This is a genomic window from Stappia sediminis (assembly GCF_009826895.1).
Classification (GTDB): domain Bacteria; phylum Pseudomonadota; class Alphaproteobacteria; order Rhizobiales; family Stappiaceae; genus Hongsoonwoonella; species Hongsoonwoonella sediminis.
On the sequence record NZ_WUMV01000008.1, the window covers coordinates 104,653 to 127,729 of the forward strand.

A 23,077-nucleotide genomic window follows, 5' to 3' on the forward strand; every position below is an offset into this window, starting at 1 on the left:
CCCACCATGCCATCTGAGGGAAGCGAGCGAACGGTCGCGCGCAGAATTCCGCTGAACGGACCGCGGATCGAAACCCTGACCGAGGGCTGGTCGATGACCGTTGCAGCCTCAGGCGAATGGCAGATACCGGCGGACATTCCGGCCGAAACTCAATGGCACGCGGCGCGCGTTCCCGGCACCGCGGCGCGCGCGCTCACCGATGCGGGGCTCTACGACCCCGAAAATCCGGACCCCCTGCATGACAAGGATGTCTGGTACCGCGCCCGCATCACGCCCCGCACAACAGGCCGCCATACGATCGTCTTCGAGGGTTTGGCGACGATCGCGGAAGGCTGGCTCGACGGCGAACCAATCCTGATTTCCGACAGCATGTTCGCGGCTCAAGAGGTGGAGGTCGAGCTTTCGGGAGACGCCGAGCTCTGCCTTTGCTTTCGTGCGCTGGAGCCGCATCTTTCCCGAAAAGGCCCAAGGGCGAAATGGCGCACCCAGCTTGCAAAATCCCAAGGCCTCCGGCTGATCCGCACGACGCTTCTGGGCCATATGCCGGGCTGGTGTCCCGAAATTCACGCCGTCGGCCCCTGGCGGCCCGTCAGCATGTTTTCCGCGCAAGACACCTTCGCGGAGATTGTCGAGATACGCTCCGATCTGCTTGAGGACGGTACGGGCAAGCTCGATATTTCCCTGAGACTGGCTGACGATCCCCGGAACGTGTATCTCGCCTGCGCCGGGCAGATGGCCGAATTCCTCCGCGACGAAACCGGCCAGCTTCGCGCAAGCCTGGAAATACCGGACGTCGAGCCCTGGTGGCCGCACACCCACGGGACCTCACGACTTTACGACGTCGTCCTCGTCCTCGGCGACGAATTGGTGCACCTCATGCGCACCGGCTTTCGCCGTATCGAGATCGACCGGGGCGCGGACGGTACGGAATTCGCGCTCAAGATCAATGGTGAGCGCATCTTCTGCCGGGGTGCCGTGTGGACGAATGCCGATCTCCTGAGCCTGCCCGGAGACAGGGAAAGCTACCGGCCCTGGCTTGAACTTGCGCGCGAAGCGAACATGAACATGCTTCGCGTCGGCGGCACCATGGTCTATGAAACTCGCGATTTTTTCGAGCTTTGCGATGAACTCGGTATCCTTGTCTGGCACGACTTCCAGTTCGCCAACTTCGACTATCCGGTGAAGGATCCCGAATTCGCGGACAAGGTGTCTCGCGAGGCCGAAGCTTTTCTTGCAGCAACGCAAGGGTCGCCGTCCTTCGCGGTTGCCTGCGGCGGCAGCGAAATCCTGCAGCAGGCGGCGATGATGGGCCTGCCACCCGAGCGCTGGAGCGGGCCGCTGACGAACGAAATCCTTCTCGAAGCGACAACACGACAACGCCCGGACGTGGCCTACGTCGAAAACTCGCCATCCGGCGGGGCCATGCCGTTTTCTCCCAACGAAGGCGTGACCCATTATTTCGGCGTAAGTGCCTATCGCGCGCCGATTGAGGATGCGCGCCGGGCGGACGTGAAATTCGCCGCCGAATGCCTTGCCTTCGCCAATGTGCCGGAGCCTGTGACGGTGGAAACCCGTCTGCCCGCCGGCATCGGCCACAGCCCGGAATGGAAGGCGCGCGTGCCGCGCGACCGGGGTGTGGGCTGGGATTTCGAGGATATTCGCGACCACTACGTGGAATATCTCTACGGCGAAAAGCCGCTCGACCTGCGTTACGGCGATCCTGAACGCTATCTCGACCTTGGCCGGGCTGCGGTGGCGGAAGTTATGGAGGCGGTGTTCGCCGAATGGCGGCGCGAAGGCTCGCGCACGGCAGGCGGGCTGATATGGAACTACCAGGACCTGATGCCCGGCCTCGGCTGGGGTGTGGTCGATGCGACCGGCGAGCCGAAATCCGCATGGTATGCGCTAAAACGCGCGTTCCGCCCGCTCCAGATCGCCCTGACGAATGAAGGCACCAACGGACTTGACGTTCACCTGATCAACGATACGGCGGAGACGCGTCCGGTTACGGTCGAACTTGCGTGCCTGAGAGACGGGCGGATTCCCGTGGTTTCCGGATCGATGGAGATCGACCTTGGCCGTCATTGTGCACAAAAGGTCGCCGCAACGCAGATAATCGGCGCGTTTTTCGATACCACTTACGCCTTCCGCTTCGGCCCGCCCGCGCATGACGTAACCGTGGCGCGTATGAGCGACCGGGAAACGGGCGAGGAACTAGCACACGCCTTCCAATTCCCGCTCGGACGCGGCAAGGCGCTTCATGCCAACGATATCGCGGTCACGCTGGAGACGCCCAGCGAAGGCGAGGCGATGCTGGTGCTTTCCTGCGATTGTTTCGCGCAGTCCGTCCACATTCGCGATGACGGCTTTCGCCCGTCCGACAACTGGTTCCACCTGGCGCCAGGCCGCGAAAAACGCATCCGGCTGACGAGGCGGCATGGAATTCCCGCCGACCGCCAGCCTTCAGGCGAAGTCGCCGCACTCGGCTCAAGCCGGCGTTTCACTTATTCCGCCGGCTGACGAACGCCGCTCGTTCGAACCAGAAACGCCCAGGTCGCGCCGACAAGCGCGACTTGAAGCAGGAGCCTGGCAACGCCTGCGCCGAAAAGCCCGCCCAATTCCGCGCCCAACCAGATTGCCGGGATCATCAGGATGCTGGTGATGACAAGAAGCGCAATTCGAAGCGTTTGCCGGCCAACGGCACGCAGGATATCGGCGCCGATGCCCGAAAGTCCCATGAGAAGCGGATAGAGCGCCAGAAGCTTGATGATTTCCGGAGTTCCCGCGAAATCGTCGCCGATCAGCAGCGGCACGAAATCGGCCCCGATAAAGAGCACGATGGCGACTGAAATCGAAATTGCCAGCGAGAACGGCAGCAGCTTGATACCGAAGCCGACGCTGTCGGCATCGCTCGACGCGGCGTTCCTGAAATGGCGCGTGTATGTGGCGTAAAGCAGAGCCCTGACCGGTGCGGATGCGGCGTCGACGATCTTGAAGCCGGCGGCATACTGGCCGGCGGCTTCCGGCCCGAGCGCCTGGGCGACCGTCGGCTTGTCGAGGTCGCCGACGCTGCCGATGGCCAGAAACTCAAGGCAATACTGGAAGCCGAGCTTCAGGTCGCCCCAAACGACGTTCAGGCGCGGCAGGCCGCAGATCGTCAGCACGAGCATCAGGGAAATGGCCGCACTCAACGCCGAGGCCGCCAGATACCACCAGGCCCAGGCTTCCAGCGTCAGCTTGTCGAGGACGACAATCGCCAGCCCCAGGAATGCTGCCCGCGCAGCCGCTATGAAGACATTGCAGAAAAGCTGGAGTTTCGCCTTGTCGAAGGCCATGAAGGCATTGGCGCAAACCCCGTTTATACGCCCGAATACAATATGAGCGACGGCGATGGCCATGAGCGGCGCCCAGGCCAGTTCGTCGCCGATCAGGTAGTGGCCGACCACGATAACGGCGAGGCCGACGACCGGCAAAGTCGACGCGATCATGACGACGGCATGGCCGAAATAGCGCGAAAACGCCTTCGGCTCTACCGCGACGCGCTGGATCATCAGGTGATCGCAGCCAAGCCCGATGATCAGAACGCCGATTATGCTGACGCTCGAGAGGGTGACGAAAAGGCCGTAGCCGGACGCACCCAGATAACGCGAGACCATGAGGAAATAGCCGAACTGGATGACCAGCTGCAGGCCGAAATTGAACGTGTAGGTGATGGTGTTGCGGGCAAGGGGAGAGGAGCGCAATTGCGCTATATGGCCTTGTAGCCTTCTCATCTGCCCGTCCCGTCGTCCCGAATAACAGCCTGTCCCCGCGCGGCGCGGGAACCTTTTTGACGCCCGTTCCGGCTATAACCCGGATTCCGCAGCGTCTCGTTACGCGGAATAAGGACACAACAACATTAAGATTTCCTCGCCATGATATACGGCAGGTATAGTCCATGGAGCCGGGAATGCTGGCGAGCGAGCTTTACATAACGTTTCACGGCATCGGCGAGCCGCGAGTGGCGCTCACGCCCGGAGAGGAGCGCTATTTCGTCTCGCGCGAGCAATTCGAGACGGCGGTGGAAACGCTCGCGAGGCTGGAGGACCAATACGGAATTCGTGCCCATGTCACCTTCGACGACGGAAACCTGTCGGACTTCGAAGTTGGCTTGCCGGTCCTTCAAAAACACGGGCGGAAAGGGCGCTTTTTCGTCGTCGCCGGACGGATCGGCAAGGAGGGATACCTTTCGGCGGCGCAAATCCGCGAACTTTCCTCGGCCGGCATGGAGATCGGCAGCCACGGATACGATCACGTTAGCTGGCGCGGGCTCGATGATGCGGGCCGGCAAAGGGAGTTCACCGATGCCCGGCGGAAGATCGAGGATGTCCTCGGGCGCCCGGTTACAACGGCTGCGTTGCCCTTCGGCGGCTTCGACCGTTATCTGCTGAACCATTTGAAAAAGACCGGCTTTAAGCGAATTTACACAAGTTCCCAAGGACTTGCGATGAGCGGAAGCTGGTTTTGTCCGCGCCGATCGCTGACCCGCGATTTCGATCCGGCCGCCGGGCTTGCCGAGCTCGCGAAGCCGCCGGCGAAATTCAAGGGTATGGCCTATGCGGCGGCCCGCCGGCTGCGCTATCGCTTTTGAAACCGGAAATTTCCGTAAGGAAATAAACCTTCTATCAGCCCTTTGTCCGTAATCTCAGGTTTCGTGTAACAAGTCTACGGCGCCTGTGATGAATGCACCTTTCGGGGAAAATGACGCTGTTTCCGCAATGCCCTGCTCCCAATCAGGGTTTGCCCAGCCTCTTTATCTGGGCGAGCTGGCGGCGATGCTTCATGCAGGCGACGGCGATACCGGCGTCCTGTTCCTGAGCCCGTGGGGCTATGAGGAACTATGCGCGCGAAAGACCTTCCGCCTGATGGCGGAGCGGCTCGCGGCAGCAGGATTTCCCTCGCTTCGCTTCGACTATCCAGGTACGGGCGATTCCGGCGGCGAGGAGAATTCCGAAACGGGCTGGATCGTTCCTTCCAGGGGCATATTGGGTGATTTTCGTTCCTTTCACGGACTGAAGCGCGTGATCGTGCTCGGTCAGGGGATCGGTTGCCTCTATGCCACTCACCTCGCGGCAACGGATCCATCGGTCGCCGGGCTCGTTCTGCTGGCACCTCCTGCTTCCGGGCGGGGATATCTTCGCGAGGTCGCGGCCTGGACGTCGTTCACCCGACCGACCTTCCTCGTCAAACCCGATGACGGTCCGGAAGGTAGCCTGATGGCCGCCGGTTTCGTCCTGCCGAAGGATGTCGCCGTCGAGGCGAAGATGCTTTCGCTCAAGAAGGAAACTTTGCCGGCAAATCTTCCCACGCTTTTTGTCGCCCGCCGGGACCATCCGGGCGATGCGGCGCTGGTCGATCATCTGAGCGCGGCCGGCTGCGACGTGATCGTGACGCCATTCGAAGGATATGCCGAATATGTTTCGGACCCGACGCTTTCGGACGTTCCGCAAGCCGTGATCGAGGCAGTCGCGGACTGGGCGGAAGAGCGGTTCGAACATTCCGGCCCCGCCATACCCGGACGGACGATCTGCGATGAGGAAACCGCGATCGAACCCGTCGAGGGCGTTCGCGAGGAAATGCTGCGCTTCGGGCCGGGAAAGCGGCTTTTCGGAGTTTTCGCCGAACCTTCAGGCGAAAGCGCGAAAACGGCGGTGCTTTTCCTCAATTCCGGCTACGACCACCACGGCGGCTGGGCGAATGTGCACGTGGACTTTGCCCGCGCGCTTGCGCGAAACGGTATCGCAAGCCTCAGGATCGATCTTTCGAACGTCGGCGAAAGCCCGCGCTGGCCGGACCAGCAGGCGCAGGTGCTTTATTCCGACGGCCAGATCGCCGATGTCGGCGCGGCAATCGACGAGATGAAGGCGCGCGGCATCGAAACGGTGATCGCCTACGGACGGTGCAGCGGCGCCTATCTTGCGCTGCTTTCAACGGTCGCGGACGAGCGCATCGACGCGATGGTGATGGTGAACTCCCGCCGTTTCGCCTGGAATCCGAAACAGGATGTGGACACCGAACTGAGAAAACCCGTCCAGCCGCTCGAAAACTACACCGCCAAGATGCGCGACCCGGCCGCATTGAAGCGCGCACTTTCAAGCCCCGAGGAATTCCGCAAGGCCTCCGCCAAGCTGGCGCGCGGACTTTCCCGCCCGCTCATGCGGGCGCTCGCGCCTGCACTCGGCCCCCTTTCAATTCACAACCGGCTGGACAAGCTTGTGCACGGGCGCATGGCGAGCCTGAAACGACGCGGCGTTCCAGCCCTTGTCATCTACAGCGAGAAGGACCCGGGCCTTGAGGAGCTCAGGAGCTACTTCGGCCCGGAATACGCGCGCATCGAAGCTTATGAAAACGTGCAGCTGACCTTCGTGGCGAACGCCGACCACAACCTGACGCCCGCGCCGGCGCGTGCCGCGGTTCTGGCGCGGCTGACGGCCCTTGCCAGGGCGCTCGACAAGCGCGAAAGGCTTGCCGCATGAGCGAGCCGATATCGAACCCCCGACCTCCCACCAAAAATCGAAGCAGCCTTCTGCGGCCGCTTCGTCGTGTCTACCGCATCCTGAGCGAGGAATTTCCCGTCTATTTCAGGACCGGCGACCGCAAGCCCCTCATGACGCAGGTGGCGGACATTCTCCATTTGTGGAGGCTTTACCGCTATATCCCCTATCAATACGTCAAGCACGGCCTGTTTCGCCGCAGCTTTGGAGCGGAAATCGCCCGCTACCTGCCGCCGGAACTGCTGCACCGAACGCGAGAAGCTGCAAATGCCGGCGGCGACCGGACGTTGATACAGGACAAGCTCGCCTTCGAGGAGCGCCTGGCGCTTGCCGGCACACCGTCGGCCAGGACACTCTACCGGCTGAAAGACCGACTGATCTTCGACCGCGAGGGCTGCCCGGTGACATTCGGGGAATTCGCAAGCGGCATCGAAGACCTTCACCTGCCGCGCGGGATCATCGTCAAGCCGCGCGGCGGCGGATCGGGCAGCGCGATTTTCCGCATGCGCGTCGAGGACGGCAAGCTGCTGCACGAAGGCGCAGCACTCTCGGACAAGGAATTCTTCCACCTCGTCTTCATGACAAACAACGGCTTTTACTGGGACGAATTCCTTGTCCAGGAAACGATCGTCCAGCATGCGGACATGGAACGTTTCAACCCGACATCCGTCAACACCGTGCGCATCGACACGTTGATCGGCGACAATGGGCGGGTCGAGTTCAACGCCGCCGCGATCAAGATCGGCGCGCCCGGCGCCATCACCGACAACGTCTCGAACGGCGGCGTGACGGCGGGCATCGATCTTGCGACCGGCAGACTGGACCGATCAGCCAGGACGGATGCGAAGTTCGGCGGTGGCTATTTCGACCTGTGCGAGAGATATTCGATGTCCCCCGATACGCTTCAAATACCGTTCTGGGACGAGGTGTTGCGTATCGTGACGAAGGCTGCCGAAGTCATGCTGCCCTTTCGTTCGCTCGGCTGGGACATCGCGATTTCAAAGGACGGGCCCGTCATCATCGAGACGAACTACGACTACGGCGTCGACATTCTGCAGGAACATGCGGGCGGCTATCTCGATCGGCCATTGGGGCGGGCCTATATCGAGAAATTCGCGGAAAACAAGCAGGCTCTCGCCGACGTTTTGGGCAAAGTCGAGCGCAAAGGAACTGCGTTCGAAAGAGTTGCCGCCGACTGAAAACTTCAGGCCACGCGCGTTTGAACGACGCAGATCGGACTAGTGCCCGCGACCGCGCGCAAGGCGGGGTCAAGCGTCGAAAGCCTGGAATGAACATCCTGCGGACCGCCAAGCGCGACGAGAACACGGTCGCAAAGCGCGCTGACGGGCTCTAGCGAACGGGCGTCTTCGATGGTGCCCGCATCGACGAACATGAGATCGTAGCCCTTTGCGATCTCGCCGAGTTCCTCAAGCTGACCCTCGCTCAATTCCGGCGGGCGATGCTTGGGCGCGCCCGAAACGAGCGACAGGAAACTCAGGTCGAACAGGCGGTTGCTGACGATGCGCTCCGAATAGGTGAGCGTGCGTAAGGACGCGCTGTCGTCGAGAAGCCGGGTCAGCCCCTTGTCGCGCGCATTCGCATCGACAAGCAGGACGTTGAGCCCCTCCGCCGCGGCACCGAGCGCGAGGGAAAAGGCGGCAAGGCTCAGGCCTTCGCCCAGATGCGGCGCAACGCAGAGGATCGCCATGTTCTCGCCCTCCCGATGGCCGGCGAGCAGGCGCGTGTTGAGGCCGGAGACCGCCGTTTCGAAATTGGCGGCCGGTGCGGGCAGACCGCTGATGTCATCCGTTGCCAGGATACGATAGGCAAGACGGGCGGAAGATTTCAGGTCGAGTTGATCGAGATGGCGCGGTTTCAGCCCGTCGATCGCCGGCAAGACCCCAATGACGGGCAGACCCGAGACCTCGCGCGCCGATTGCGCCTGCGGTTGCGACTGCGGAACCGGGACGGGCGGCGCGCCGGCCCGCAGTTTCGGCCCGAATTCGGCACGTACCTGCCGCCAGACCTCCGCCGAGACGACGAGCCCGGTGCCGAGCATCAGGCCAAGGACGCCCGCAAGAACGAGCAGGATCTTCTTTTTCGGCCAGGACGGGCCCTCCGGCGGCTCGGCCGGCGAAATGATGCGCGCGAGCGGTACGGTGACCTGCTCCAGATCGCCAAGTTCCTTCGCCCGGCCCAACACGTTTTCATAGACCGTGCGGGTGGCGGCGGCCTCCGTCTCAAGCTCGCGCAGGGTGATGAGCTGTTCCTCGCTGGCATCGGAATTGGTCCGCAAGCTGTCGATCTGGCGTGCGAGATTGGCGACCCTCTCCTGCGCCACGTCACGCTCCACCTTCTTCGCCTCGCCGACGGCGCGAAGCTCGTCGCGGATCAGGCTCGAAATGCGCTGGACCTGCGCTTTCGCGCGCTGGAGCGTGGGATGAGAGGGCAGAAGGTCCGTCGAAAGCGAAGCTTCCGCCCTGACCGCGTTGGCGTATTGCTCCAGAAGCTGGGTGATGCGCGGGTTCGACACCACGTCACCGAGCGCCGTCGGATCGACCTGGCGCTGAAGATACCGCTGGATCTCCCGGTAGCTCGCATCGGCAGTTGCAAGCGCGCTGCGCGCCTCGACGAGCTGGGTGTTCAGCCCGTCAAGCTCCTGACCGACGAGGAGCGTGCCCTCCGCCGTGCTCTGGAGCTGGTTTTCCGCCTTGAACTGCTGGACGCGCTGTTCCGTTTCGCGCAAACGCTCGCGCAGGCTGATCAGCCGCTCGTCGACCTGCTCCGACAGGCGATCGGCGCGCTCGCGCGCACTGCGCTGCTGTTCGGCCAGGTACCCTTGAGCTATGGCATTGGCAAGATGCACCGACTTCGACGGGCTTTGCGAGTTCACGGCGATATTGATGACATAGGTCGCGCCCTGACGGGAGACCGACAGGGCCTTGCCGAGCGCGCGAACCGAATTCGTGATGCGTTCCTCCTGCTCCTGCGGGCCGGGAACCGGGGACCCGAGCAGGCCGCCGAGAAGCGTCTTGAGAAGGCCGCCGCCCCCGCCGTCCCCGAACTCCGGATCGTCCACGAGGCCTTGCGCCTCCACCACCGGACGCAGGACGGAGGCCGACGAGATGACGGCGATCTGGCTGTCGACGGCGAAAGGATCGTTTGAAAGCCGCGTTGCCGAATTCGCATCCTCGAAGGGCTGTCGGATCGATGCGTCCAGAATGATCTTCGCGGCGGCCGTATAGACAGGGGTGGCGGTAAAGGCGTAGCCGGCGGTGACCAGCACGACGGCAGCCGCTATCGCGACGATCGCCTTCCAGCGATCGCGCAAGGCACGGATGACGGCATAGGGGTCCGGAAACCCTCCGCCAGCCGGTTCGCCTGCCTGTTGAAGTGCTCTTGTGCGGTCCACGTCGTCCGTCTGCCTGCTAGGGTCTGGACCCTGATCTCTTATATGCTTAGCAGAAAGTAAGCAGACAAGGTTAGCAAACGCTGAATGCCGCAAGGAGACACTTCGCCACGCCGGAACTAGGGTCAGGACCTATTAAATTGAGGAAAATGGTATGAGCCAATTTGGTTGGATACGAGGAGCAAAAACGCAGGAAACCGTCTGGTTTTCAAGGCTTTTCGACAAAGTAGCCGGCCAAATCGGCCATATCTGTACAGACACCGAAACGGCTTCGATCTGCTTCGTCGAAGGGCTTGACCGGGTGCCCGACCCGCTCCGCGCCCTTCTCCTTGCACTTCTTTGCCGTTTTAGGTGCCATTTCCGTCAATTCAATAGGTCCTGACCCTAAGCCTCAGCGGGCGGCCTCCTTCTGCGCGGCGGAATAGGCGGCTGCCATCAGGAACATGAGCCAGGCAAGCGTGTAGCCCCTAAACCAGCTGCTTTCCAGCATGTTATGGAGGATGGCGAAAAGCGCGACGCACAGCACAAGCCAGGCTTCCGCGCGCGAGGAGCCGCGAAATCCGCCGACGTCGAACAGCGTGAAAAAGACGAACAGCACAAGCAGGCCGAAGCCGATCGCCCCGGTTTCAAGCAGCACGTCCACATAACCGTTGTGCGACTGCAGAAGCTGACCGATGAAGCCCGGCGCCTCCAGCGCCACGATGGAGCCGGCACCCGTGCCCCAGAAGGAGCCGTAACCCTGACCGAAAACGGGCTGGCGGGAGATGATGCCGAATATGAAATCCCAGATCTCGGTACGGCCCGTAAACGTGGTGTCGTCGAAAAGGAGCATCGACAGATCGGCGAAGCTGTAATCGAAAAGGTAGTTGAAGAAGACATATCCGCAGATGCCGAAGACCGCGCCGAAGATGACGAGATAGACCGCACGGATGCCCGAAACGGCACTGAGGCCGACAACGCCCGCCGAAAGTGCCGGGATGAGAATGCTCAGGCCGAGCGACGTCTTCGACCGGCTGACGACGATTTCCAGGAGCGCGATTGCGGCAACCGTGAGCGCAAGCAAACGCATGGAGCCGCGATAGCGAACCGCGCCGAAAAGAGCGAAGACGAAGGCATAGGCAGCGACGAGGCCGAACTGGTTCTTGTGCGCGTAGATGCCCTCATGGCCGATCGGGCCCGGAGGCTGCGTGAGCACCGGCACGACGTTGACCGCGACCGTGAGAAGGAAAACGGCGACGATGCGATTCAGCAAGGCCGCGCGATCCGAGACCATGAACATGGGCGCGACGACGGCGAAAACGACGATGACCTGCAGCATCACCCTGCGAAATGCGATGCCTGGCACAGGCGACCACAGGATGCTGGCAAGCGAAAAGCCGAGGAACGCAAGGATGGTGAGCACCGTCGGCTGCCTGAGAACGGGCAGGAGCCGGGGCAGGCGCCGCCAGCCGAAGAGCACCACGCCCGCGAGAAGGCCGATCCAGAAAAGCTGGTTTACCGCGTTCGACTGCGACGCGGTGACGGCGGCGTCCGAGTTTTCGGAAAATTCCCGCACGACGAAAAGCGGCGAGAGCAGCGTGATATAGGCGACGATGAGTGCGGGAACCCAGCCGAGAACGCCGTCATCCGCCGCCCGCCCGGCCAGCACGCCCTCGCCCAATCGCTCACCCGTGGCAGAATGCGTCACGCCCGTCTTGTCCCGCTCCAGACGACATTTCGTAAAAGATCCGGACTTCCTCAGCGGTCGAGCGCTGTAACGTCGAGTCCAAGCGCCTTTACCATGTCCGGGTCGATTGTGCGTGATTCATTGTCAAATACCAATCCGAAGCCGGGATAACCACTGCCTGCGTTATAGTCCCAATAGGCCCAGGCGAAGCCCGAGGCCTCCGCTTCCTCGCGAACGTCCCGGATCCAGACGTCGCGGCCCGGATTTTCAGCCATGCCCGACGGAGGGCGAGCTGCGCCGAACTCGCCAATGACGATACGCGCCGGATCGACCGACTGCGATGCCGCCCAGCGCCGGATGATGTCGAAATGGCTTGCGATATAGGCCCTGTCGATGGGCGGCGGATCGTCGTAATAGCGCGAGATCCCGACCTTCGCCTGCTCAAGCGCGTCTTCGGCAACCCTGTCTGGGTGGGTCCGGCGCAGGAGGGCTATCCGCTCTTCGGTAAGGCGCAGCGTTTCCTCCACGTTCCCATCCGCGCCGGGATAGGCGAGGCCGGCCATATAGCGTGTCGGCTCGCCGGCGAAGAGAAGCGACTGATGCGTGAAATAATGCGGCGAATAATAATGGATATCGACGAATGTGTTTTCGTCGAAAGGCGTCATGTCGAGATATCCAAGCGCCCGGTAGGACGACCAGCAGCCGACCGTGAGCACCAGCGCAAGATCGGGCGCGACATCGCGCACCGCCCGGTAAAGCAGCGGCTGGATATCCGTCCAGTCCGTGGCGACAAGGTGATGACAGTCGGCCTGCGGCTCGTTCATGAGGCCGAGAGCCGATTTTCCCGCCGGCAGCCGGCGCATATGGCGCGCAAGCGTCTCAAGCCAGCGAAGATAGGCTTCGAATTCCTCGTTCGACGGATTTTCCAGGATGCGCGGCGCGCTGAACCGTGGCTCGCCGTGGCCGGGATGCGGATCCAGCAAGACGCCGAAACCGTGATCCTGAAGCCGCCTTACCGTATCGAAAAGCTCATCGATCAATATGCGGCTTTCGGCTTCCGTCACCGACAAAAAGGGCGCGGGCGCCACGGGCAGGCGAATGAAATCGAAACCGATATCCTTCAGCCGCTTCAATTCCGCATCGCTTATCTTCGCAAGATCGCCGCGAAACGGCGGCCACAGGAACCTGCCCGGGCGCTCGGGGTCGCGATGCGCAAGGTTGTGCAGCCGGGCGAGATTGATCCCCTTGGAAAATTTCGGAAGATCCGCGCCGTGAGCGGCAAGCGGCAAGGCCACAAGAAAGACGAGCGCGAAAATACCGCGAAGGATTTTCACGGCGAGGCTCATAGCAGGCGAAGCCTCGTCACGAGGCGCCGGCCGGGGCCCGCGCGGGTTTTCAGCACGAGCTGCCAGGCAGGCTGACGCTCGCCGAAACGCTGCGAGATAAACCCGAGTTTCTCGTCTTCCGCGCCGTTCACGAGGCGCGGTTCCGACCCTTCCGGCGGTTCCAGGCACATGCGCGGAGCGCCTTGGGATATGAAGGCGAAAAAGCCGTTCGTCTGCACGATCTCAACGCCCTCGCCGGCAAGAAAGCCGAGCTGGACATCGAGGGCTTCATCGCCGTCGCCTATAAGCCGGTCGATGATTTCGAAAGTGGCTTCGCCCGTGCGCCGGACCTTGCGGATATGTTCGACGCCGAAAGACTTCCGGTAGCCGTCATGCGATGCCGCGATGAAGAAATTATCGGCGACTTCCGCGATTTCCAGGCGCTTCGAGCGCGCCTTGGCCGACCAGTTGAAGGCGCCAGCAATGCGGCTCTGGTCCTCGCCGCCGATCGTCAGCGTATTGTGAAGGGCGGTCCCGCGGAAGGCATCCCGCCACGCCCCGCCGGAGTGATAGAGATAGGTGCCGGCATCGGCAAGAAGCGGCACGCCGTCGCAGGTGAGCCATAGGCTCAAGGCATCCGCATGGCCGTGGGCGGCGATCGAAAGATAGCCGAGCGGACCGTGATCCATGGCGAAGAGCGCGGGCTTTCCGGCAATCTCGTCACGCAGGATCGTATAGCCCCCGTCGACGAAGGACTTCACGCCGCGAAGCTTCTCCTTCGCCAGGAGAGGACCGCCGAGCACGAGATTGCGGAAATGAACGGGGGCGGCAGCGGGGGCTATGTCCGGCCGGTTACACACAGCGGCAAGGCAGGACAGGACCGAGGCGACGTAGCGTACATCACGCGCGGGATCGTCGAAAAGCACTCTGCCCTCGTCATCGTCGCCGATGCGCAGGCAATGACCGTTTTCGTCGAGAAACCAGGAAAGCGTCTCGCCAGCATGCGCCACCCGCTCGTAAACGGCCGCCGAGAACGGCGCGCCCAGCGCCTCGCCCGCGCGCATGGCGAGAAGATAGAACTCCAGCGTGAAGGCGGTGTAGGTCGGAGACTGTTCGGCGCCGATACCGTCGGCAAGGATCTGCTTCTCCACCTCGCGTTCCAGGATCGCGCGCCCTTTTTTTGCCCAGCACGCGCTTTCGGGATGATCGGTGAGCGTAGCGCCGATGAGATAAAGCCCGGCGGCCTCCGCGATCAGGTGATTGTTGGCGGAGGAAAATTCCGAAGGGTAACGGTCGAGCCATGTCGCGGTAGCGGAAAAGAACGCGCGTATCTTGCCGAGCAGCTTTTTCTCGAATGCCGCCCCGCCGATCAGCCGGACGACGACGAGCACGGTGATCGCACGCAAGGAAAGCTCGATCCCCGATGGCCAGTTGACCCCGAGATAGGGCGGATTTTCGTCGATCCAGCTTTCGATTTCGGCCGCTATGAATTCCTTCAAGCCGCCATTGCAGCCTTTCGCGGCAAGGGCGGCAAGCGGCTGCAGATACTGCAGCCTGTTGACTTCCCAAACGTATTTGACGTCGCCGTAATCCTCGTTGTGGCGATAGTCGATATCGAAACAGTAGCGCTCCTTCGGCCATTCGCGCCCCGTTACCGGGTCGAAATGCCAGAGCGAGGCATTGTCCGCATCCGGCCAATCCTGCCCCAGAAAGGAAAACCGCCGGAAGCGGGCACTGGCGGCAAGTTTCCGCCAGCCCGCAAGGAGATTGTCATCCGCATGATGCAAATCGACCCTGCCGGGAAGAGCCGGAAGCGGCCCCTCCGGCATTTCGAAAGCCGCCCAACCCGCCTCCCAGCCGCGCGCCTGACGCTTTTTCGCAAGCTCGGTGAAGCGATGCGTGATCTCGCCGGCGCTCATCGACCGCAGGCGGTTGGCGTACCAGATCAGGCGGGACTGTTTGCCGTCAGCATGCATCAGGCGGACTTCTTCTCGATTCTCTCGAAAAGCCGGTCATAGGCGGCAAGAAGCACCGGCACGGAGTGGTCCCAGGAGTATGTGTCGAGAACGCGTTTTCGGCCGATCTCGCCCATTTTCGCGCGCCGTTCGGGATCGTCGATCAACTCGACAATCTTTTCGGCGAGATCGCGGGCGTCGTTCTTCCTCGCGTAAAGCGAAGCCTCTCCGGCAGAAACGCGGCCCTCGCGCATGTCGAACTGCACGATCGGCTTCTTCAGCGTCATATACTCCAGGATCTTGTTCATGGTCGAAAGGTCGTTCATCGGCGTGACCCGGTCCGGGTTCACGCAGACGTCCGCCGTGTTCAGCATGTCGAGCAGGAGATCGTCCGGCGCGCGGCCCGTGAAGGTGAAATACGGCCCAAGCCCGCGCTTCTCGACATCCGCCTGGACGACCGGCAGTTCCGGCCCGCCGCCAACGATGCCGAAGTGAATATCCTTGCGCTTCATGCCGTTGACGATATGGTCCGCGGCTTCAGAAAGCAGGTCCATGCCTTCCTGCTGGCCGATCACGCCGACGTAGCCGACGAGATGGGCGAAGCCCTTCTTCAGCTCCGGTTTCGGCTCGCGCAACTGAAGCTTCTCGATCTTCGGGCCTGAGCGGACGACGAAAACATCCTCCGGATCCATGCCGCCGCGCGAGATCGCGATGCCGCGATAGGATTCATTGGTGGCGATGGAAACGCTCGCTGTCTTGAAGGTCAGCCACTCGAAGAACTTCATGGCAGAGTGAAGCAGTCCGCGTTTTTCGAATTTCGCCTCGAAAAGCTCCGGGCAGATGTCGTGATGATCGAACAGGTAACGCACGCCAAAGGGGCGAAAGAGCCAGCCGATCAGGAAGATCAGATCAGGCGGATTGCAGCCGTGAATGACGTGGAAGCCGCGCTCGCGCTTCACCTTCCAGGCAAGGCGCGCTTCATGGAAAAGGGCTGAGGAATATTCGCGCAGGTACCCGAAGGCCCCGCGCGCGTCGACCGGCAGCTTGTGGCGGTAGACGTGAATGCCGTCGATCACCTCGTATTCCGCTTCGAAACCCTTGCCGGTCGGCGAGATGACCGAGACGGTGTATCCGGCGGCGCGCAGCGTCGTCGCCTCCGACCAGACTCGCCGGTCGAAGGGCACGGGCAGGTTCTCCACGATGATGAGAACCCGGCGGTCGTAGATGCTCTCGGCGGACGCCTCGATCTCGTTACCAGTTGACGCCTTCATAGCCTTCCCGTGCGATTTCGATGCCCTTCAGGCGGACAAGGTCGTAGATGCGCTGACGCGGGCCGACCCGGTCCGGCAGCACTTCGAATTCCGGCGCGTTGTTGCCGATGATCACGACGTCGCCGTGGGCGAGCACCGCGTCGAAATCGTCGATCAGAAGCGAAGAGATGTGCGGGATGCGGTTCAGGATGTAATCGCGGTTGGCACCGTAAAGCCGCGCGAAATTCACGAAGCGGTCGTAGATCCTGATGTCCATGCCCTTGCCGAGCAGCTTTTCGACGAGTTCGACCTGCGGGCTTTCGCGAAGGTCGTCCGTGCCGGCCTTGAAGCTGATGCCGAAGACGGAGATCTTGCGCTTGCCATAAGACATGATCGTCTCGAACGCACGGGCGATCTGCTCCTCGTTGGAGCGGATTACGCTGTTTAACAGCGGCAGTTCGAGGTCGAGATCGCGGCCCTTGTAGGTGAGCGCGCGAACGTCCTTCGGCAGGCAGGAGCCGCCGAAGGCGAAGCCCGGCATGAGATAGCGCGGCGAAATGTTCAGCTTCTCGTCGCTGCAAAAAATCGACATCACCTCGTGGCTGTCGACGCCGACGGCCTTGGCGATATTGCCGATCTCGTTGCCGAAGGCGACCTTGACCGCATGCCAGGCGTTATCGGCGTATTTCACAAGCTCGGCGGTATCGACGGAGGTGAGGAACGACGGCGCCTCGATGTGCTTGTAGATCTCGGCGATTTCCCGCGCGCCCTCGGGCGTTTCCGCGCCGACGACGATCTTCGGCGGATTGTCGTAGTCGTAGACCGCGCTCGCCTCGCGCAGGAACTCCGGATTGTTGCCTATCGTGAGCCCTTCGACATGGCCCGCCTTTTCGCGCAGCGCCGGAATAACCACGCCGCGCATGGTGCCGGGCAGCACGGTGGAACGGATGACGACCTTGTGCGGAGCATTCTTCCGCGCGATCGCAGCACCTATTTCCTCGCAGACGCGAACGACGGCATCGGTATCGAGCGATCCGTTCCTGCGGCTCGGCGTGCCGACGCAGACAAGGGACATGTCGCTCTCGCGCACAGCCTCAAGCGCATCGGTGGTGGCCTTCAGCCTGCCGGAGGCGACACCGGCCGCGATCAACTCGCCAACGTGGTCTTCAACGACCGGCGTCTTGCCGTCGTTGACGATGTCGACCTTGACCTGCTGGTTGTCGACGCCGATGACCGTATGGCCATCGCGCGAAAGACACGCGGCAGTGACGACACCGACGTAACCGAGCCCGAAAACGGAAATACGCATGACACTCCCCCGTCCGGTTCAGGTCCGGATGTGGATCTAAATTTCCGTACCGTTATGAAGGAATTTCCTTCTCGTCCTGTTAACCCGAATGGTGAATCACCGGGGTATCTGCTGGATTTCTGCCTGTTTCAGTGGCATTTCGCTCGAATTCCCGAACGACAAGGGGCAGCTTCCCGCGAGATGTACGTTCCAGCGCCTCGCGGAATTCGACCTCGACACGCATGGTATCCGGCAGGCGCGATGACAGCCGCGCCTCGATTTCCGAGCGCATCCCGTCGCCTGCCCTGTCACCGGCGACCGCGAGCACTTGCACGAAATCGGGCGCCGACTGGCGAAGCTGCATCTGCATAAGGCCGGGGATGGCGCGCGGGACATGGTTCATGCCGACAAGACGGCTGCCGTCTGGAGCGAGAAGATAATCGCTCTCGCGGCCCTCGATACGCGCGAAGGAGCGGATGCCCAGCGCGATTTCTTCCAATGCCCGAGGATCATCAACGTCATCCGCGACGATCACGTCGCCGGTCTCGTAACGGACAAGCGGCTGAACGGAATTCCTCAAGTTCGTCGCGATCTGACCGAAACGCCCCTCCCCGAGCGGCTCAAGCTCCACATGACCGTAGGCCGGGAGGAAGCGATACTCGCCTGCCTTCAGGGCATAGGCGAAGGAAACGCGCTCCGCCTGACCGTAGTAATCGGCGACCACCGCGCCAAACGCCTTTTCCGCGCGTTCGCGCAAGCCCTCGGTCAGGACTTCCGAAGAGGTCAATACGATGGGAATCGAAAGCTTGAGGCCTTCCGCCTCCAGACAGGCGATCAGCAACTCAAGCGCCGAAGGATAAGCCCAAAGGATAGGCGGTGCGAAGTCCCGCAAGGCCGCATGGAAGGTCCGCGCCGTCTTCAGGTTCAGATGGGCGGCGGAGAGATTCATCACCCGTCCGCCGCTCTGCATCCGCCAGAAGGGGGGAGTGAAATCGGAAGGGTCCTTGAGACGCTCGCCCCGCAGAACGGCGACGCGGTCTTTCGCGAAATTTCCTCCGGATAGCGCAACCACATGATCGATCGCCGCCTGTTCGAAAACGACCGAGGCGAAGCTGCGCCGGACCGACAGGGGAACGCCGGACGAGCCGCTGGTTTCCCCCTTCGCCACCGGAAGCAGGGACTTCGCGATATAGGCTTGCGGGCGAGACTTGAGCTCCAGTTTGGAGAGCACCGGAAAGGCCGAAAGCGGCTGTCCCATGAGGTTTTCATAAGCCGGCAAACGAGTGGCGTGCCGGAGCATCCGCTCGATAGGAGCATCCTGCCGAGATCTGCGCTCTTCGAGCCCTGCCTCATCGAACTCGGCAAGCTCCCGCCGGTAAGCAGCATAAAGCGGCGGGAAGCGGCGCACGAATGTATCGCCGAGATCGGCAATCTTCAGCCCGTCGACGATCCGCTGCTTCAACCCCGCCATGCCTCAGCCCCTCGCGCCTTCGGAGAAAAGACGCGTCAGGAAGCCGTCATAGGCTTCCACCATGTGATCGAGCCGCAAGCTTTCGCGCGCGGCCTTCGCGCCTTCGGCAAGCTCCGCCTGCTCATCCGGCGAGGACAGGAAGCCGGCAAGGCCTTCAGCGAAACCTTCCTCGCCGCCGGGGATCATCAGCCCGTTTTCGCCATCCGACAGATATTCGACCTCGGGGCTGTGAAAATCATGCTTGAGCGTGACGACCGGCCGCCCGTGGGCAAACGCATGATTGACCGCAAGGCCGAGGTAACCCGGCACAACGACGGCGGCGGCAAGTTTCATCGCTTTGGCGATGCGGATATCGGACGGATCGATCGCGCCGAGGAAATGAACGTTTTCAGCCCCTTGCGCCAAAGCCTCGAGCCGGGCCCGCTCGTCCCCATCGCCGACAATCAGCACCTCGACCGGCTTTCCCGCGACCTCAGGGTGCGATTTCGCAAAGGAAATCAGAAGATCGACGCGTTTGCGCGGTACCAGCCTGCCGACATAGAGCAGGACGCGGCTGTCCGGCTTCAGGGCGAACTCTTCGCGCATAGCCGCAAGGTCGAGGCTTGCGGCTGCGTCCGCCAGGCGGATCTGCTCGTCGACGTCCATGGTGTTGCGGACGACGGCGACATGCGCATCCGGAACGCCGATCTCATGCAGATGTTCCGCGCCCTTTGCCGTGTAGGCGAGATAGCCGCTGCCGAGTTTCGCGAGCAAATCGGCGCCCCGGCGCGCAAGGCCATCCTTCAGGCCGGAAAGACCCGACTTCTGCCAGGACCCATAGGCCTTTCGATAGCCGAAGCCCCACCAGACGACCTTGCGGCCCATGAGCTTCGAGAACAACAGGATCGCGAGGCTTGAGAGGAACTTGAATTCATGGCCGATGACCGCGCCGTCGAAGCCGCCGGACAGATACCGCCAGACGACCGGCTGATAGACGGCGACGGAATTTCCAAGGCGAAGCTCGCGATTCCTGACCTCGACGTTTTCGAAGGAAAACGGTGGCGAGGCCGCCTGCAGCGAGGTGTTGGAGGGCGGTTTTCCGTGAAAGACGACGTATTCGTTGCCCGAAATTTCCGTAAGCCGCTCGAAGAAGCCGCGCCGGTAGACCGGGACGCAGCCCTGATGGAGGACGGCAATCCTGTACCGGCGAGCGGCACTCATTCCGCCGCCTCCGGTTCCGCCGCCCGCGGTTCCGCCACCTCTGGCGCATCGCCGTAGTAGCGCGCGCGCATCCAGAAGGTGAGCTTGCCGACAGCCGACATCACGTGCAGGCCCGCAGCAGCGAACCGCTGACGGTTCACCGGATAAAGCACGAGCGACAACGGCAGGAAGATCGCAAGCTGAAGAAGCGCCTTGGCAACGGTGCGAAGCACCACCTTTCCCGGCCTCGCCGCATGGCTGATCCTGACGAATGTCGTGTTCCTGGCCGTCACGCACTTCCGGCGCAGGAAAGCGGGCAGGCTCGCCTTCTCCTGCGGCCAGTATTCGTGAACAACCGCGTCGGCAACCCAGATGATCTTCCGCCCCTTCAGATGAAGGCGATAGGTGAGATCCGTATCCTCGCCGCCGGAACGGCCAAGCTTCGGGTTAAACGGTTCCGGCTCGCTCAGGCAGCGGCCGACACGGAAAAGGACATTGCCCGTGCGCGCGGCCTCAAGTGTTGCGCCCGTCTCCATCGCCTCGCGCTCTCCGAAAAAGAAGGGGGCCGGGTCGAAACCGAGCCTGTCCATTCCTTCGAAGACCGGCACTACCGGCCCGGTCGCGATGTCGGCGGAATGCGCCTCAAGCGCGCGGAAAAGATTGGATAGCCAGTCGGGCTCGGCGACCTCGTCGTCATCGATGAAGGCCAGAAATTCGCCCTTCGCCTCCGCGACACCGGCGTTACGGGCATGCGAAATGCCGGGGCGCGGCTCGTGAACGTATCGGACGGGATCGCCCGCCGCGGCCGCAGCCTCAACCCAATGCTGCGCGATGCCTGAGGCGGAATTGTCGACGACGACGATTTCGAGGCTCATGCCGTCGGCAAGGGTCTGCGCAAGCACGCTCGCCACGCAGTCGGCAGCGCTCCTGGCCTTTCCGACCGTGCACATGACCACCGAAATTACGGCCAAGACGAACTCCCCTCCGACAAGCGGCGCGGCCCTTGGAAAAAGCACGCAGGGCCCGTCATACAAGAGAGGGGTAAATTAACTGCGACCTTACGTAACTATCGTCAGCCCATTTGAGAGAGGGTTAAGAGACCGTCAAGCCAGGCGATGACGCCTTCCACCGTATCAACCTCCGCAATCGCGGGAAGAACCGGACGGCGGATCATGATGACGGGAAGCTGAAGCTCGCGCGCGGCGAGGATCTTGGCGTACCCGGCGTCGCCGCCGCTGTTCTTGGCGACCAGATGGGTGATGCCGTGGCGCTCCATCAGCGCCTTCTCGTCGTCGGCGGAGCACGAGGGGCGGGCAAGAAGGAGTTCGCCCGGCGGAAGGGCCGTCTTTTCGTCCGGAGCCTCGATCATCCGCATAAGGCACCAGATACGCCGCCGGTTCTTGAAGGCCGATATTTCCTTGCGGCCTATCGCAAGGAACACCCGCGCGCCGTCGGGAACGAAATCGACCGCATGCTCGACGTCGCGCGCGCGCACCCAGTTGTCGCCCGCCTCCGGCTGCCACGCGGGCCTCATGAGGCGGACGATCGGGATTTTCCTCTCGCCGCTGGCTGCGACCGCATTGGTACTGATAGACCGCGCGAAGGGGTGAGTGGCGTCGATGATCGCCGAAAAGCGGTTCTTCTTCAGATAATCCGCAAGGCCATCCGCCCCGCCGAAACCGCCGATGCGGGTTTCCACCGGATAGGCTTTCGGGTTTTCTGTTACCCCGGCAAGCGAGGCGACGACGGACACGCGGCCATCATCCGCAAGCCGGCCGGCCAGTTCCCGCGCTTCGCCCGTACCGGCAAGAAGGAGGATCTTTAATTCAGGCATCTGCGTCGAAACCGGCCTTGCCAATCATGACGCCCTGACGATCTACGATCAGGACTTCGCAATCAACCGGGCTTTCGCGCAAAATCCTTTTCGCCGCCTCCCTGGCCTGCGCCGCGACGATATCGGCGACTTCGATTCCATGGGTGCGGGCGAGATCGAGCACCTCCTTCGCCGTATTCGCATGACGCGCCTTTTCGGCAAGATATCTCGGCGCGCCCGCGCTCATGAGCACCTGCGAAAGTGCTGCGAAATCCACTTGGCTGCGGGCGGAATGAAGATCGAGGGCTCCTTGCGCAAGCTTCACGAATTTCGCGAAACCGCCCGCGAGCGTGAGCCTCTCCACCGGGTGCTGGCGCAGGTACTTCAGGAGCCCACCCGCGAAATCGCCCATGTCGAGAAAAGCATAATCCGGCAGGTCGTAGAGCTTCCTGACCGCATCCTCCGACGTCGAGCCCGTCGCCCCCACCACATGCGTCTGGCCCGCCGCATTGGCGACGTCGATGCCGCGATGGATCGAGGCGATCCAGGACGCGCAGGAAAAGGGACGCACGATACCCGTCGTGCCGAGCACCGACAGACCGCCGATGATGCCAAGGCGCGGGTTCATGGTCTTTTGCGCAAGCTCTTCGCCGCCGGGAATGGAAATCTCCACCTCCACCACACCGTTGCCGCCATGGCCCTTCGCGACCTCGGCCACCGTGTCCTCTATCATGCGGCGCGGAACCGGGTTGATCGCAGGTTCGCCCGGCGGGACGGGAAGGCCTTCGCGTGTCACCGTTCCCACGCCTTCACCGGCGCGGAACGTCACGCCGCTTCCCGACGCCTTCAGCCTGACGGTCGAGATCACCGTGGCACCGTGCGTGACGTCGGGGTCGTCGCCCGCGTCCTTGACGATTCCGGCGCGAGCGAAACCCTCTCCCCTCTCCTCGCAGGCCAAAGCGAAAGAGGGCGTCTCCCCCTTCGGCAGGGTGATTTCGACCGGGTCCGGGAATTCGCCCGTCAAGAGTGCCGTATAGGCCGCTTTGGTGGCGGCCGTCGCACAGGCGCCCGTGGTCCAGCCACGGCGGAGTTTTGCGGGGTCGTGTTCGCTCATTGCGTGCGAATATAGAAGGGCCTGCGGCAGCTGGCGAGTGCATCGTGCGTCGTATTCGCGCTTGATTTCCGCCG

The 23,077-nt window shown here is 62.4% G+C and carries 16 protein-coding genes; 4 read left to right on the forward strand and 12 right to left on the reverse strand.

What is annotated here, in order from left to right; translation table 11 throughout:
* Positions 1–6: 6 nt before the first annotated feature.
* The gene (locus tag GR183_RS16960) at positions 7–2,520 is read left to right on the forward strand and encodes a glycoside hydrolase family 2 protein (RefSeq protein WP_202396167.1); all 2,514 of its coding nucleotides are present in this window, start codon (positions 7–9) and stop codon (positions 2,518–2,520) included.
* Here the strand turns inward: GR183_RS16960 and GR183_RS16965 are convergent.
* Entirely contained in the window at positions 2,505–3,773 is a 1,269-nt protein-coding gene (locus tag GR183_RS16965) for a lipopolysaccharide biosynthesis protein (RefSeq protein WP_160776865.1), read from the reverse strand. The two genes, GR183_RS16960 and GR183_RS16965, sit on opposite strands and share 16 nt — an antisense overlap.
* Positions 3,774–3,949: 176 nt before the next feature.
* On the opposite strand from GR183_RS16965, the gene GR183_RS16970 reads away from it, so the two are divergent.
* The 3 genes from GR183_RS16970 to GR183_RS16980 all read left to right on the forward strand — a co-directional run bounded on the left by GR183_RS16970 (position 3,950) and on the right by GR183_RS16980 (position 7,732).
* The gene (locus GR183_RS16970; protein ID WP_160776866.1) at positions 3,950–4,630 is read left to right on the forward strand and encodes a polysaccharide deacetylase family protein; all 681 of its coding nucleotides are present in this window, start codon (positions 3,950–3,952) and stop codon (positions 4,628–4,630) included.
* Between the two features lie 88 nt (positions 4,631–4,718).
* Complete coding sequence (locus GR183_RS16975; protein ID WP_160776867.1) at positions 4,719–6,515, forward strand: alpha/beta fold hydrolase; 1,797 nt, start codon at positions 4,719–4,721, stop codon at positions 6,513–6,515.
* Positions 6,512–7,732, forward strand: a complete 1,221-nt coding sequence (locus GR183_RS16980) for a sugar-transfer associated ATP-grasp domain-containing protein (RefSeq protein WP_160776868.1) — start codon at positions 6,512–6,514, stop codon at positions 7,730–7,732. Before GR183_RS16975 ends, GR183_RS16980 begins: the two co-directional genes overlap by 4 nt.
* Before the next feature lie 5 nt (positions 7,733–7,737).
* Here the strand turns inward: GR183_RS16980 and GR183_RS16985 are convergent, their stop codons facing one another.
* The 11 genes from GR183_RS16985 to GR183_RS17035 form a co-directional block, all read right to left on the reverse strand.
* Positions 7,738–9,945, reverse strand: coding sequence for a GumC family protein (locus tag GR183_RS16985; protein ID WP_160776869.1), 2,208 nt, complete (start codon positions 9,943–9,945; stop codon positions 7,738–7,740).
* A 388-nt stretch (positions 9,946–10,333) separates the two neighbouring features.
* Complete coding sequence (locus GR183_RS22030; RefSeq protein WP_160776870.1) at positions 10,334–11,629, reverse strand: O-antigen ligase family protein; 1,296 nt, start codon at positions 11,627–11,629, stop codon at positions 10,334–10,336.
* Positions 11,630–11,679: 50 nt separating this feature from the next.
* On the reverse strand, positions 11,680–12,954 hold the full coding sequence (locus tag GR183_RS16995; RefSeq protein WP_160776871.1) for a glycoside hydrolase family 5 protein: 1,275 nt from the start codon (positions 12,952–12,954) through the stop codon (positions 11,680–11,682).
* Positions 12,951–14,909: a heparinase II/III family protein gene (locus GR183_RS17000; protein ID WP_160776872.1), complete on the reverse strand. Its 1,959-nt coding sequence runs from the start codon at positions 14,907–14,909 to the stop codon at positions 12,951–12,953. Before GR183_RS17000 ends, GR183_RS16995 begins: the two co-directional genes overlap by 4 nt.
* Positions 14,909–16,159 carry a glycosyltransferase family 4 protein gene (locus tag GR183_RS17005; RefSeq protein WP_160776873.1) on the reverse strand — a complete coding sequence of 417 codons (1,251 nt, stop codon included), beginning with the start codon at positions 16,157–16,159 and terminating at the stop codon, positions 14,909–14,911. The genes GR183_RS17000 and GR183_RS17005 overlap by 1 nt, the downstream gene beginning before the upstream one ends.
* Positions 16,140–17,447, reverse strand: coding sequence for a nucleotide sugar dehydrogenase (locus GR183_RS17010; protein WP_160776874.1), 1,308 nt, complete (start codon positions 17,445–17,447; stop codon positions 16,140–16,142). Before GR183_RS17010 ends, GR183_RS17005 begins: the two co-directional genes overlap by 20 nt.
* A 79-nt stretch (positions 17,448–17,526) precedes the next feature.
* Positions 17,527–18,897 (reverse strand): phenylacetate--CoA ligase family protein, encoded by a 1,371-nt coding sequence (locus tag GR183_RS17015; protein WP_160776875.1) that lies wholly within the window; start codon positions 18,895–18,897, stop codon positions 17,527–17,529.
* 3 nt (positions 18,898–18,900) lie between these two features.
* A complete protein-coding gene (locus tag GR183_RS17020) occupies positions 18,901–20,097 on the reverse strand; it encodes a glycosyltransferase family 4 protein (protein ID WP_160776876.1) in 1,197 nt (398 codons plus the stop codon).
* On the reverse strand, positions 20,094–21,047 hold the full coding sequence (locus tag GR183_RS17025; protein ID WP_160776877.1) for a glycosyltransferase family 2 protein: 954 nt from the start codon (positions 21,045–21,047) through the stop codon (positions 20,094–20,096). Before GR183_RS17025 ends, GR183_RS17020 begins: the two co-directional genes overlap by 4 nt.
* Positions 21,048–21,148: 101 nt before the next feature.
* A complete protein-coding gene (locus GR183_RS17030) occupies positions 21,149–21,910 on the reverse strand; it encodes a cobalt-precorrin-6A reductase (RefSeq protein WP_160776878.1) in 762 nt (253 codons plus the stop codon).
* On the reverse strand, positions 21,903–23,003 hold the full coding sequence (locus tag GR183_RS17035) for a cobalt-precorrin-5B (C(1))-methyltransferase (RefSeq protein WP_160776879.1): 1,101 nt from the start codon (positions 23,001–23,003) through the stop codon (positions 21,903–21,905). The genes GR183_RS17030 and GR183_RS17035 overlap by 8 nt, the downstream gene beginning before the upstream one ends.
* Between the last annotated feature and the right edge of the window lie 74 nt (positions 23,004–23,077).

Excerpts from the sequence above, each read along its gene's own strand:
- GR183_RS17005 (WP_160776873.1), bottom strand. The coding sequence starts at position 16,159 with ATGAAGGCGTCAACTGGTAACGAGATCGAGGCGTCCGCCGAGAGCATC.
- GR183_RS16970 (WP_160776866.1), top strand. The coding sequence starts at position 3,950 with ATGCTGGCGAGCGAGCTTTACATAACGTTTCACGGCATCGGCGAGCCG.
- GR183_RS17030 (WP_160776878.1), bottom strand. The coding sequence starts at position 21,910 with ATGCCTGAATTAAAGATCCTCCTTCTTGCCGGTACGGGCGAAGCGCGG.
- GR183_RS17000 (WP_160776872.1), bottom strand. The coding sequence starts at position 14,909 with ATGCATGCTGACGGCAAACAGTCCCGCCTGATCTGGTACGCCAACCGC.
- GR183_RS16995 (WP_160776871.1), bottom strand. The coding sequence starts at position 12,954 with ATGAGCCTCGCCGTGAAAATCCTTCGCGGTATTTTCGCGCTCGTCTTT.
- GR183_RS16980 (WP_160776868.1), top strand. The coding sequence starts at position 6,512 with ATGAGCGAGCCGATATCGAACCCCCGACCTCCCACCAAAAATCGAAGC.
- GR183_RS17010 (WP_160776874.1), bottom strand. The coding sequence starts at position 17,447 with ATGCGTATTTCCGTTTTCGGGCTCGGTTACGTCGGTGTCGTCACTGCC.
- GR183_RS17035 (WP_160776879.1), bottom strand. The coding sequence starts at position 23,003 with ATGAGCGAACACGACCCCGCAAAACTCCGCCGTGGCTGGACCACGGGC.
- GR183_RS16975 (WP_160776867.1), top strand. The coding sequence starts at position 4,719 with ATGAATGCACCTTTCGGGGAAAATGACGCTGTTTCCGCAATGCCCTGC.
- GR183_RS16965 (WP_160776865.1), bottom strand. The coding sequence starts at position 3,773 with ATGAGAAGGCTACAAGGCCATATAGCGCAATTGCGCTCCTCTCCCCTT.
- GR183_RS17020 (WP_160776876.1), bottom strand. The coding sequence starts at position 20,097 with ATGAGTGCCGCTCGCCGGTACAGGATTGCCGTCCTCCATCAGGGCTGC.
- GR183_RS17015 (WP_160776875.1), bottom strand. The coding sequence starts at position 18,897 with ATGGCGGGGTTGAAGCAGCGGATCGTCGACGGGCTGAAGATTGCCGAT.
- GR183_RS16960 (WP_202396167.1), top strand. The coding sequence starts at position 7 with ATGCCATCTGAGGGAAGCGAGCGAACGGTCGCGCGCAGAATTCCGCTG.